The sequence below is a fragment of the Sciscionella marina DSM 45152 genome (assembly GCF_000379465.1).
Classification (GTDB): Bacteria; Actinomycetota; Actinomycetes; order Mycobacteriales; family Pseudonocardiaceae; genus Sciscionella; species Sciscionella marina.
Map to the genome: position 1 here is coordinate 389,954 of NZ_KB905425.1, position 11,751 is coordinate 401,704.

The 11,751-nt window shown below is 69.6% G+C and carries 14 protein-coding genes and 1 pseudogene; 9 read left to right on the top strand and 6 right to left on the bottom strand.

The window, feature by feature from the left end:
- The first annotated feature begins 1 nt into the window (after position 1).
- Positions 2-748, top strand: a complete 747-nt coding sequence (locus A37U_RS0135085) for an electron transfer flavoprotein subunit beta/FixA family protein (RefSeq protein ID WP_020501340.1) — start codon at positions 2-4, stop codon at positions 746-748.
- Entirely contained in the window at positions 748-1,698 is a 951-nt protein-coding gene (locus A37U_RS0135090) for an electron transfer flavoprotein subunit alpha/FixB family protein (RefSeq protein WP_020501341.1), read from the top strand. The genes A37U_RS0135085 and A37U_RS0135090 overlap by 1 nt, the downstream gene beginning before the upstream one ends.
- A gap of 127 nt (positions 1,699-1,825) precedes the next feature.
- On the opposite strand, the pseudogene A37U_RS46875 reads toward A37U_RS0135090, so the two are convergent.
- Both A37U_RS46875 and A37U_RS0135105 read right to left on the bottom strand, forming a co-directional pair.
- Positions 1,826-2,858: pseudogene (locus A37U_RS46875) on the bottom strand (epoxide hydrolase family protein).
- Positions 2,859-2,884: 26 nt separating this feature from the next.
- Positions 2,885-4,270, bottom strand: a complete 1,386-nt coding sequence (locus tag A37U_RS0135105) for an MFS transporter (RefSeq protein ID WP_051111810.1) — start codon at positions 4,268-4,270, stop codon at positions 2,885-2,887.
- Between the two features lie 51 nt (positions 4,271-4,321).
- On the opposite strand from A37U_RS0135105, the gene A37U_RS0135110 reads away from it, so the two are divergent.
- From A37U_RS0135110 to A37U_RS0135130, 5 genes are all read left to right on the top strand, one after another.
- On the top strand, positions 4,322-4,906 hold the full coding sequence (locus tag A37U_RS0135110; protein WP_020501345.1) for a CGNR zinc finger domain-containing protein: 585 nt from the start codon (positions 4,322-4,324) through the stop codon (positions 4,904-4,906).
- Positions 4,907-5,043: 137 nt separating this feature from the next.
- Entirely contained in the window at positions 5,044-5,319 is a 276-nt protein-coding gene (locus tag A37U_RS0135115; RefSeq protein WP_020501346.1) for a hypothetical protein, read from the top strand.
- A gap of 60 nt (positions 5,320-5,379) precedes the next feature.
- The gene (locus A37U_RS0135120; RefSeq protein ID WP_020501347.1) at positions 5,380-6,183 is read left to right on the top strand and encodes an AraC family transcriptional regulator; all 804 of its coding nucleotides are present in this window, start codon (positions 5,380-5,382) and stop codon (positions 6,181-6,183) included.
- 10 nt (positions 6,184-6,193) lie between these two features.
- Entirely contained in the window at positions 6,194-6,805 is a 612-nt protein-coding gene (locus A37U_RS46880) for a cysteine hydrolase family protein (RefSeq protein WP_020501348.1), read from the top strand.
- A gap of 81 nt (positions 6,806-6,886) precedes the next feature.
- Positions 6,887-7,702, top strand: coding sequence for a MerR family transcriptional regulator (locus A37U_RS0135130; RefSeq protein ID WP_020501349.1), 816 nt, complete (start codon positions 6,887-6,889; stop codon positions 7,700-7,702).
- Between the two features lie 12 nt (positions 7,703-7,714).
- Here A37U_RS0135130 and A37U_RS0135135 read toward each other — a convergent pair whose 3' ends face one another.
- Entirely contained in the window at positions 7,715-8,332 is a 618-nt protein-coding gene (locus A37U_RS0135135) for a cation efflux transmembrane domain-containing protein (protein WP_020501350.1), read from the bottom strand.
- Positions 8,329-8,652 (bottom strand): Cd(II)/Pb(II)-sensing metalloregulatory transcriptional regulator CmtR, encoded by a 324-nt coding sequence (gene cmtR / locus A37U_RS0135140; RefSeq protein ID WP_020501351.1) that lies wholly within the window; start codon positions 8,650-8,652, stop codon positions 8,329-8,331. The genes A37U_RS0135135 and cmtR overlap by 4 nt, the downstream gene beginning before the upstream one ends.
- Before the next feature lie 66 nt (positions 8,653-8,718).
- Between cmtR and A37U_RS0135145 the strand changes: the two genes are divergently transcribed.
- Positions 8,719-9,669 (top strand): LLM class flavin-dependent oxidoreductase, encoded by a 951-nt coding sequence (locus tag A37U_RS0135145; RefSeq protein ID WP_020501352.1) that lies wholly within the window; start codon positions 8,719-8,721, stop codon positions 9,667-9,669.
- Here A37U_RS0135145 and A37U_RS0135150 read toward each other — a convergent pair.
- Complete coding sequence (locus tag A37U_RS0135150; protein WP_020501353.1) at positions 9,655-10,113, bottom strand: RrF2 family transcriptional regulator; 459 nt, start codon at positions 10,111-10,113, stop codon at positions 9,655-9,657. The two genes, A37U_RS0135145 and A37U_RS0135150, sit on opposite strands and share 15 nt — an antisense overlap.
- A 162-nt stretch (positions 10,114-10,275) precedes the next feature.
- On the opposite strand from A37U_RS0135150, the gene A37U_RS0135155 reads away from it, so the two are divergent.
- Positions 10,276-11,385, top strand: a complete 1,110-nt coding sequence (locus A37U_RS0135155; RefSeq protein ID WP_020501354.1) for an NADH:flavin oxidoreductase — start codon at positions 10,276-10,278, stop codon at positions 11,383-11,385.
- On the opposite strand, the gene A37U_RS52185 is transcribed toward A37U_RS0135155, so the two are convergent.
- The gene (locus A37U_RS52185; protein WP_157183202.1) at positions 11,313-11,708 is read right to left on the bottom strand and encodes a hypothetical protein; all 396 of its coding nucleotides are present in this window, start codon (positions 11,706-11,708) and stop codon (positions 11,313-11,315) included. The genes A37U_RS0135155 and A37U_RS52185 overlap by 73 nt on opposite strands.
- Between the last annotated feature and the right edge of the window lie 43 nt (positions 11,709-11,751).

The following is an 11,751-nucleotide window of genomic DNA, read 5'->3' on the forward strand; positions in this document are numbered from 1 at the left end:
CATGGATGTGCTCGTCTGCGTGAAACGGGTGCCCGCCTTCGGCGCCGAGGTCGTGCTCACCGAGGACGGCGAGCTCGACACGAGGCACCTGGGGTTCACCATCGGACCGCACGAGGAATGCGCGGTGGAAGAGGCGGTGCGGATCGCGGAGCGGACCTCGGGTTCGGCCGGAGTGCTCACCGTGGGACCGCCGGAGGCCGAGGAACAACTGCGGTATGCCATGGCCATGGGCGCCGATCACGGGGTGTTCGTCGAGGGAACGGGGGAGGATCCGCAGGCGACCGCGGCCGCGATCCTCGCCGCGCTGCGTGAAATCGGCCCCTACGATCTGCTGTTGTTCGGCAACGAATCCGCCGATGCCTGCCAGTATCAGGTCGGTGCGCGCGTTGCGAACGGGCTCGGCCTGCCCGTACTCGCCGGGGTGAAAGGGATCGAGATCGGTGCCGGAGAAGTGACGCTGCGCCGGGATGTCCCCGATGGTGTCGAGGTGTACCGGGCGCCACTGCCCGCCGTGGCCGCCGTGGCGGAGGGGCTGAACCTACCGCGCTATCCGAGCATCAAGGGCCGGTTGCGTGCGAAAAAGGCGCCGCTGCACCGGATCTCGCCCGAAGCTGCCCCGGGAGGATTGCGCACGCTGCGATTGCGCACCCCACCGGGAATCGGCACCGAGACCAAGGTGCTCGGCAGTGGGGCCGAGGCGGCCGATGCCGTGCTGAGCGTACTCGAGGATCTGGGGGTGTTGCGTTGATGCTGCTCGCCTACGTCGATGTCGAGGACGGGACCATCGCCGCCGATTCGGTCGAGACACTGCGGTTTGCCGCGGCTTTCGGTGCGGCGAACGGGATCGAGCTCGCCGCTCTCGCGTTCGGTGACTGCGCGGAATCCCTTGGTCCGTACGGCATCGGCACCCTTCATGTGGTGCGCCACGAACTGCTCGCCGAACATTCCCCGCAGCTCGAATCCGCCGCGCTGGCCGGGCTGGTCACCGAGCTTGCCCCGGAGGCGGTGTTCGCCCCGGGATCCGCGCACGGCAACGAACTGCTCGCGAACACCGCCGCGCGCCTCGGATTGCCGTTCGCCGCCAACTGCCTGGAAATCGGCACCGGCGAACCCTGGCCGCTGACCAGGAGCCGTGGCGGCGGGGTGCTGTTCGAGGACGCCGAACTCGCGGCGGAGGTCAAGCTCTGCAGCATCGCGCAGGGTGCGGTGATCGCCACGAAAACCGTTGCAGCGCAGGAGACCTCGGTGCTCGAGTACGTTCCGGAGCTCGATCCGGAGCTGCCGAGGGCCCGGCTCGTGGAGCGCACCGAGCGCGGCGGCGGGATCAGCCTCGCGACCGCGCCCGTTGTCGTATCCGGCGGGCGCGGTGTCGGCAGCGCGGAGGGATATGCCGCGCTCGAGGAACTCGCCGCGCTGCTCGGCGGGGCCGTCGGATGCTCGCGGGTGGCCACCAACAACGGCTGGCGGCCGCACAGCGATCAGGTCGGGCTCACCGGAACCAAGATCGCGCCCGAGCTCTACATCGCCTGCGGGATCAGCGGGGCCACCCAGCACTGGGTCGGTTGCATGCACGCCAAACACATTCTCGCGATCAACACCGATCCCGAGGCCCCGATGGTCACCCGGTCCACCTATGCGGTGCTCGGTGATGTGCACGAGGTGATCCCGGCGCTGGTGGCCGCGATCAGGGCGCGCTGAGAGTGCGTCCGAAAGCTCTCGTCCGTCGTGAGCGGGATCGCCCTCCTCGATACGCGCCGCGATGCCGGTAACCCGGGGCCGGACAGGACCGTTCCCTGGGTGTGGGCTTCCCAGGGGGCACGGACAGTCAGCGGAAGAGGCGGAAGAACCCGCGCACCTGCTCGATCAGCGACTCCGGCTGCTCCAGCGCGGCGAAGTGGCCACCATGCGGCAGCTCCTCGAACCAGCGCAGGTCGGTGAACCGCAGCTCGGCCTCCCGCCTTGACGGGCGGGTTATGTCCCGCGGGTAGACCGACAGTCCGGATGGTGCGGTCACCTTGTCCCGGAAGTTGGCGAAGCTCTCCCAGTACAGGCGCGCCGACGACGTGGCCGATGCGGTGAACCAATAGACCGAGATCTCGTCGAGGATCGTCTGCCGCGACAACGCTTCCTCGGGATGGCCGTCGTTGTCCGTCCACGCCCAGAACTCCCCGGCCGGTGCGCTGCATCTCTTTCTCGGCCCCGAGATTCGCCAGCTCCGCAGGTGTCGGGTCGTCGAACGCGCCCGCCGCCACGGATCCCAGGTTCAGATGCACGCCGGCGACCCGCTCGGGCGCCACCTCGCCCAGCACCGCGGACACCGCCGAACCCCAGTCGCCGCCCTGCGCGCCGTACCGTTGGTGACCCAGCGAGACCATCAACGTGTCCCAGGCGCGCGCGGTGCGAGTGATGCCCCACCCGGTCGTCGACGGCTTGTCACTCCAGCCGTACCCGGGCAACGACGGCGCGACCACGTGGAACGCGTCCGCCGGGTCACCGCCGTGCGCGCGCGGGTCGGTCAGCGGGCCGAGCACCTCCAGGAATTCGAGCACCGAACCCGGCCACCCGTGCGTGAGCACGAGCGGGAACGCGTCCGGCTCCGACGAGCGGATGTGCAGGAAGTGGATGCCCAGCCCGTCGATCGTGTCGCGGTACTGCGGGAACACGTTCAGCCGCTCGGCGAACCCGAAGTCGTAGTCCTCGGCCCAGCTGCGGCACAGCTCCTGCGCATACGCCAGCGGCAAACCCTGTGACCAGTCGTCCACCGGCTCGCGCTCGGGCCACCGGGTCCGTCGCAATCGTGCACGCAGGTCTGCGATCTCGGCTTCGGTGATGCTGACCTCGAATGGCTCGGCGGACACGGCGAAACTCCTTACTGGCCAAGGTGTCATCGGATCGGTTGGGGGCGCCGGGTCAGGCTGAGGACGAGTCCGGCCAGGGGGAGTGCCGCGAGCCCGGCGAGGGCCACCGGCACCGGCACGATGCCGGACAGACCCGCGACAGCGGCCGGACCGATCCCGCCACCCAGGGCGTTCATGAAGTTGAGCAGGCTCTGTGCGGTGTCGCGGTCGTCCGCGGCGACCAGGTCCGGCGCGAGGCTCACCAGTACGGCTTGGGCACCGGCGAACCCGCACACGGTCAACGCCGTGCCGACGACGATCGGGATCGGCCCGGTGAAGATCGCGACCACGAGCACGCCGACGGCGGTGAGCGCAGCAAGCCCGGCCGACACCTGCCAGCCGGTGAATCGGACGGTCAAGGTGCCGACCAGCCGCCCGGCCAGCACCGAGCAGGCGGCGGCCGGGACCAAGAGCACGCCGGCTTCCAGGGGGCCACCGCCCGTGGCCTGCTCGATCAGGGACGGGGCGCGGAACAGCACCCCGTAGTAGCCGGCGAAGACGGTTCCGCCGATGAGCCCGGCCGCCAGGAAGCCGCGGGATGCGATCACCCGCCGAGGCACGAACCCGTCGGGCGTGCTTCGCACGCGCCACCACAGTCCCACGGCGGCGAGCGCCCCGGCGGCAACCACGACGAGCGTGACCGGAGCGGGCAGGCCGACCGAATGTGCCTGCAGCAACGTGATCAAGGAACCGGCGAGTACCGACAGCGCGGCCGCGCCGACGATATCGAGTCGCCCGGTCGAGCCGTTTCGCCCGCCGCTGCCGTTCCGCGTCAGCGCGTGCCTACTCGGCAATGCGGCCAACAGGAGGGGCAGCGCGAGGACCGGGATCGCGAGCACGGCACGCCACCCGAGGCACGCGGTCACCGCCCCGCCCAACAGTGTCCCGCACCCCGACGCCGTCGCGCTGGCGGCCGCGATGATTCCCAGAGCGCGGATCCGTTGCCGCCCGGGAAGGGCGGTGGCCGCGGCAAAGACGGCGATCACGGTCACGCCCGCCCCGGCGCCGCCGATCAGTCGGCCGACGATCACGGCGGACAGTGTCGGCCCGGCTCCGGCGAGCGCCGAGCCCGCGGCGAGCGCCACGACCCCGGCGACGAGGACCTGGAAGGGGCTCCAGCGGACCAACAGCCGACCCGCGACCGGCATCGCGAGCGCGGAGGTCAGCGACCACGCGGCGAGAATCCATGCGGTGGCCCCGAACGGCACCGCGAGCGCGCGGCCGATGGCCGGCAGGGCCACCGACGGTGCTCCCAATGCCACGTACATCGGCAGCACCAGCATCCCCAAGGTCAACCCCAGCCGACGCCCGTCCGGTGCCCCTGCAGACCGGATCGTCTGCGGCGCCGTCCCCTGCGGAGTATGTTGTGACATGTGAAAGCTCCTTTGAGTGTAACACTACGGAGCGGTGAGGAGATACGTCAAATGCAGGACGCGTGTTACAGCTCGGTGGTGGTCCAGACGGCCGTCGACCTGGCCAACACCTTGAGGCCGGTCAAGGGAGAGGACGCGCTCGAGACCGTGGCGCAGCTCCGGGACTTCCTTGACGACCACCCCGCGGCCGGGCCTCCGAGTTCGGCCGCAAACCAAGGGAGCGGTCCGCGGCATCTCACCCGCGCCGACCTGGCGGAAGTCCGCGCGTTGCGCGAGACGGTGCGTGCGGTGCTCGAACGGGCGAACACGGACGCGGTCGAAGCTGCGGCTCTGATCAACGACGGTCTGCGTCGCAGCCGCGCCATCCCGGTACTGCGCCACGAGGACGACCGCTGGTGGACCGAGGTGACCTCCGACGCCGACCGCCGCTCGGCACACCTTGCCGCGACTACGCTCAGCGCGCTGGCCTCCGTGATCGCCACGCTCGGTCCCGCTCGTCTCGGCGTATGTGCCGGGCCGACCTGCCGGGCCACTTTCGTGGACCTCTCACGCAACGGCTCGAAGCAGTACTGCACCCGAACCTGCGCACACCGGGCCAGCGTCGCGGCCTACCGGAGCCGGCACAGCCCGGGTTGAGCGTTCGGCACCCGGCCCTGCCGGATAGGCTCCGGGGTTTCGTTCGCCCGCCTACGACGAACTCGTCAAGCTGAAGAACACGCGACAGTTGGTGCGATATCGACAACCCCGTTCTTCTCGCGCTTTTCGCCGCCCGGGTGATCGACTACGACGCCTACGTCGATCTGCTCCACACCAATGACGCTCCCCAAGGTCTCTTGCCCTTCGAAAGCGAGGACGGCAAGGAGCAACTGGTGCCGGAGGCAGAACCTGGGTACCCATGCGATACAGCAGAACTTGATGCGGAAATCGAATGGGCCGAGATGAGCACGTTTTCCGGGAAAGGCACGTGTGCTGTGCCGGGGCGACTGGAGCGGTGGAGCAACTTCGCGCGGCACTTGATGCCGGATTACATCCACAACGGGCTAGCTTGAATCGACCCCGTCCGAATTCACCCCACCCGAATACCGGGTCGGGTGACCTATCCTCGTGGTGTGGCAGACAGCGGGAACCGGGTGCGGCACCGGTATGGACCGGACGGGGTGCGGTTGGTCACCGCATCCTTCCGGACGCACCGGTTCCAGCCGCATGCGCACCCGGAGTACGCGGTTGCCGCGGTAATGCGCGGGGTAGAGGCAGTGCGCTACCGCGGTGCCACCCACTATGCGCCCGCGAGCAGTCTGCTGTTGCTGGACGCGGCGGAGTTGCACACCGGTGGCCCCGCGGATACGGCGGGCTGGGATTACCGGGTCTGCTACCTCGCGCCGGAACTACTGGCCGAGATCGCGGGCGAGCGGCCGATGTTCCCGGACCCGACCCCGCACGATCCGAAACTGGCCGCACTGCTGGCCGCTGTGCACCGGCAACCGCCGGGACCCGCCACCGAGGAGCGGCTGTACACCGTGGTCTCCGCCATCCTTGCCCGGCACGCGCGGCGCTGGTCCCCACCGGACGCGCCGCCCGCCGTGGTGGGCGAGGTGATCCGCCACCTGCACGCCGACCTGCGGCGTGCCCCCTCGCTCGGAGAACTGGCCGCGGTCACCGGGCTGGAGCGGTTCCGGCTGCTGCGGGCATTCCGCAGGGAGACCGGGGTGACCCCGCGCGGTTATCTGCTGCAGCTGCGCCTGCAACGAGCGCAGCAGGTGCTTTCCGCCGGGCAACCGGTGGCCAAGGCCGCGGTGGAGAGCGGGTTCTACGACCAGGCGCACCTGCACCGGCATTTCCGCAGGACGTTCGGGGCCACACCGGGCGCGTTCGCCCGCAATCACGTACAAGACCGGCAGCACCGCGCGCCCTAACCTGCCGGGCATGCACGAGGACATCGCACCGCACTGGCCGAGCAGCGCACTGCTGGCCATCGACCTGCAACACGAATTCTGCACCGGGGCGCACGCGGTGCCCGGTACCGCCGACATTCTGGGAACGGTGCGCGAACTGGTGGCCGCCTACCGCGCGGCCGGGCTGCCGATCGTGCACGTGATCCGGCTGTACCTGCCGGACGGCAGCAATGCCGAGCGCTGCCGCCGCGCGCAGCTCCGCTCCGGGGACACCCTCGTGACCCCGCACTCGCCCGGTTCGCAACCCGCCGCGGTGGAGGCCACTCTCGACCCGGAACTGTTGCTCGGCGGGGAATCCCAGCAACTCGGCCCACGGGAATGGCTGCTGTACAAGCCCCGCTGGAGCGCCTTCCACGGCACCGGGCTGCTCGACCAGCTCACCGTGCTCGGCACCGACACGGTGACCGTGGCCGGATGCAATTACCCGAACTGTCCACGGGCCACGCTGATCGATGCCACCGAACGGGATCTGCGCACGGTCGCGGTCAGCGATGGGCTCTCCGGTTGGCTGGCCGAGGACCTGGACGGGATCGGTGTGGTGAGTCTGCGCGCGGTGGACATCCTGGCCGGAATCGCGGGGTAGTCTCGGCCTTGACCTTGCCCCTGGGGACGGGCACACAGTGGCGCGTACCAGGCAATCCCGCCTGGGACGAGGGAGGAGAGCATGGAGCTGCTGACGATCGGCGCATTCGCCAGGCTGGCCCATCTTTCGCCGAAAGCGCTGCGGATCTACGACGAGCTGGCGCTGCTTCCGCCGGCCCGGGTGGATCCGGAAACGGGCTACCGGTGGTATTCCACGGCGCAGCTCGGCACGGCACGACAGGTCGGGTTGCTGCGCCAGGTGGACATGCCACTGGCCCGGATCCGCGAACTGCTTGCCATGGCACCGGAATCCGCGGCGCGGGCGCTGGAGGAATTCTGGCGCGAACAAGAGCGGAACATGGCGGCCAAGCGGGCCGTGGTCGATTTCCTCGTCGATCGATTCGACGGAAAGAGTCCCGAAATGTACGAAGTACTCAGCCGCGAACTGCCCGCGCGCACCCTGTTCACCAGTGTCGAACAGCTGACCGCGGACCAGATCGGGGAATTCCTCGGCCCACTGCTCGCCGCGTTCTCCGGTCCGGATGTGCCACATCCGGAAGGTGCCGCGGGTCGCCCGTTTCTGCGCTATCACGGGGAAATCGGACCGGAGAGCGAGGCGCCGGTCGAATTCTGCGGGCCGGTCACCGAGGACGGGGCCGAGGAAGTCGCGCACCGGTTCCCGGAGATGAACCGCACCACCGAACCCGCGGCGCGGGAGATCTATGTGCGGGTGCCGAAATCGGATATGCGCGGAACCCTCGGATTCGAGTCGCTGCACCAATGGCTCGTGGACAACGGCGCGGAAGCCGACTGGGCACCGCGGCAGACCTTCCTGTGTGACCCGCAAACGGTCGGGGAGGCCGACCCAGTCTACGAACTGTCGGTCACCGTGGGCTGAACGGCGGCGGGGTCAGCAGCAATGCCGGCCCCGCCACGCCTCGCGGCCCTCGCGCACCGCGAGCACGGCGATCACCAGGCCCACCGCCGGATCCGCCCACCACCAACCGAGCAACGCGTTCAGCAACAGCCCGGCGAGCAGCACCACGGAAAGATAGGTGCACAGCAGGGTTTGCTTGGAGTCCGCGACCGCGCTGTGCGAGCCGAGCTCCCGGCCAGCGCGGCGCTGCGCATGGGACAACACGGGCATCACGGCGACCGAGACCGCGGCGAGCACGATCCCGGTCAGGGATTCCCCGGCGTGCCCGGTTCCGGTGAGGGCGCGAACCGAATCGACGGTGATGTACGCGGCCAGGGCGAAGAACGAAACGGCGATCACCTTCAGCGCGGTGCGTTCCCGCGCCTCCGGATCACGCCCGGAGAACTGCCAGGCCACGGCGGCCGCGGAGGCCACCTCGATCACCGAGTCGAGGCCGAATCCGAGCAGCGCGGTGGAGTCGGCCCCGGCCCCGGCCGAGATCGCGATGACCGCCTCGAGGATGTTGTAGGTGATCGTCGCGGCGACCAGCCACCGCACCCGGCGCGACAGCTGGGTGCGCCGGGCCGCACAGCACGGCACGGCCTCGGTCATCGCGACTCCTGCAAGCAGGGCTGCTCGGTGTCCACGGCGAGCACCACCTGCACGAGCTCACCGAGCGCACGGCTCAGGTGTTCGTCGGCGAGTGCGTACCGCACCTGGCGGCCCTCGTAGGTGGCGAGCACCAGGCCGCAACCGCGCAGGCAGGCGAGATGATTCGACACGTTCGAACGGGTCAGCCCCAGCTGTTCGGCGAGCTGGCCCGGATAGTTCACCCCGTCGAGCAGAGCCATCAGGATGCGGCAGCGAGTCGGGTCGGCAAGGGCGCGACCGAGCCGGGCCAGCGCCGCCCCACGGGTCTCACAGGTCAGCATGGAGGCAATAATACATCCGATGCTGAACTGTTTCCAGTAACAGGGCGCGGGTATCTTGGCGGCATCATGGTCGAGAATCGCTGCTCGGTGCTGGACACCTCGCCGATCGCGGAGGGTTCCACGGCCCAGCGTGCGCTGCGGAACACGCTCGAGCTGGCCACCCTCGCGGACGAGCTCGGCTACCACCGCTACTGGGTTCCCGAGCACCACAGCATGCGGGGGGTCGCGAGCGCCGCGCCGCCGGTGCTGACCGCGGCCATCGCCGCGCGCACGAACCGCATCCGGGTCGGCGCGGGCGGGGTCCTGCTCCCGCAGCACGCCCCGCTCATCGTCGCCGAACAGTTCGGCACCCTCGAAGCACTGCATCCGGGCCGGATCGATCTCGGCCTCGGCAGGGCGAGTGGTTCACCCGCGTACGCGCTCGAGGAACTGCGGCCGGTGCCGGACGCGTTCCCCGAACAGATCCGGCAGCTGCTGGGGTTCTTCCGCGGCGATGACGCGCGCCGGACCGTCGCCGTTCCCGCGCGGGGTAACGAACCCGCCGTCTGGGTTCTCGGTTCGAGCCCGCGAAGTGCCGCCGTGGCAAGCGAAAACGGGCTGCCCTATGCCTTCGCGCACCACATCGCCCCGCACGCAGCCGAGGAGTCCCTCGCCGGTTACTCCGGAACCACGAGCCTGCTCAGCGTGTCCGTCATCGCCGCCGAAACCGATGCCCGCGCCGAATGGCTCGCCGGGTCCGCACGACTGAAAACCCTGTGCCGGGCCAAGGGAAAATCGATCCTGTTGCCGCCACCGGAAGAGGCGGCGGCCTATGCGTACACCGAGGACGAGCTCGCCGTGCTCCGGATCCGGGCCACCCCGATCGCCGGTACGCTGGACACCATCGCCGCGCGGTTGCGTGAACTACGCGACCGGACCGGCGCGGGGGAACTGATGATCACCACACCGGTCTACGAACATGAGGACCGGCTCGAGTCGTACCGGATTCTTTCCCGGCTCGGCTCAGTGCTCGGTTGAGCAGACGGGTTCCCGGCCGAGCTGGCGCAGTTCCGTCACGCTGTCCGCGAGGGTGCGGCGTTCGAGCACTTCGAGCATGGCCTGCTCGGTCTCGGTCATCAGGCGGGTGAAGTACTCCGCGGCGTTCGCGGTCACCTCGCACGAGGCGACCTCGCCATCCGGGCGGCAAGCCCACACCGGTTTGTCGCCGATCGAACAGCGGTAGATCTCGGCCAGGGTGATCTCCTCGGCGGGCCGGGCCAGTTTGGTCCCGCCGCCGCGGCCCTTCACCGACTCGACGAGCCCCGCGTGCAGCAGCGGCACCAGCAGCTTGCGGATCAGGCTCGGGTTGGTGCCCAGTCCCGCGGCGAGGTAGGTGGAGCTCAGCACCGCCGGTTCGTCCTCGGCGGCCACGGCGAGGAACAGCATCGCTTTGAGGGCACTGGAAAACCGGATGTCCAGCACGTCGGTTCACCACCCTCCATGGTCGGTCACCCCATCGTACCCGGGGCCGGGCGTCACACCGTAAATGGTACTCGACACAGTTGCGCTTTCGCCGCGGATATGTATCTTTGACAGGAGCAGTTTCACGACGAAGTCTCAGCGCGAACCTCAGGAGCAGTCACTATGTCGACACGCGCGGCCGCGGCCCTCGCCCGCCCGTTCACCCTCGGCTCGGCCGAATTGCCGAATCGGATCGTCATGGCCCCGATGACCAGGGCATTCTCTCCGGGTGGTGTGCCCGGCGAGGACGTAGCCGGGTACTACTCGCGGCGTGCCGCTGCCGGTACCGGCCTGATCATCACCGAGGGCACCTATATCGATCACCCTTCGGCCGGGGACGTGGAAAGCGTGCCGCGGTTCCACGGCGAGCAGCAGCTGGCGGGCTGGCAGCGCGTGGTCGAAGCGGTGCACGCGGAGGGCGGCAAGATCATGCCGCAGCTGTGGCACGTCGGCATTCAGCGCGCCGCGGGCAAGCCGCCGTTCCCGGAGGCGCCCTCGGTCGGCCCGTCCGGGATCGCCCTGGACGGCACCGAAGGCGCGGGCACACCGCTGTCCCTTGTCGAGGTGGACCGCATCATCGAGGCGTTCGCCGAGGCCGCGCAGCAGGCGGAGCGCATCGGCTTCGACGGCATCGAGCTGCACGGCGCGCACGGCTACCTGATCGACCAGTTCCTCTGGGAGCGCACGAACCGCCGCAGCGATGAGTACGGGAACTCGCGGGCGAAGTTCGCCGCCGATATCGCCGCCGCCGTCCGGGAGCGGGTCGCCGCCGATTTCCCTGTGATACTCCGGTTTTCGCAGTGGAAGGCGGACAACTACGACGCGAAGCTCGGCGCCGATCCCGAGCAGCTTTCCGCGCTGCTGACCCCGATCGCGGAGGCCGGGGTGGACGCTTTCCACGCCTCAGGGCGCCGCTACTGGGAGCCGGAATTCCCGGAGCACGACGCACAGCTGAACGTGGCGGGCTGGACCAAGAAACTGACCGGGAAACCCGTCATCACGGTCGGTTCGGTCGGGCTGGACAAGGTCTTCGGCATGGACTCGCTGACCGGCGCGGTCGCCGGAGTGGAGAGCATCGAGCGGTTGCTGGACCGGTTCGAGCGCGACGAGTTCGACCTGGTCGCCGTCGGCCGGGCGCTGCTCGCCGATCCGGAATGGGGTCAGAAGGTCCTCGAGGGGCGCGAGCGGGAACTGATCCCGTTCAGCAAGGACGCGATCCAGACGCTGCACTGAGCGGCTTCTCGAGCACGGTGTTCAGCTGCGCGAACTCGCGCCTGCCGACCTCGCGGAACCCGAGCCGCCGGTAGAACTCCCGCAGGCACGCCCGGTATTTGGCCGCCCCAGACCGCGGCCACCCCGGTGGCACGGCGCAGTACGTGCCATTCCCCGCGGGAGAGCTGCGCGGCGATCCGTTCGGGCGGGACCTCGCCGCGCGGCCACTGCCGGATTCTCCTGTCGTGCAGCCGATCCTCGATCCGGCGGCGCAGCCCGTGCAGCGCGGCGAGGTGCTCGGCGGTGGCGGGTTCGACCGGGAGCACGGTGCGCAGGGCACCCACCCGGGCGTTGTCCCTGGCGGGGGGCGCGGCGGTAGGGTCGGGG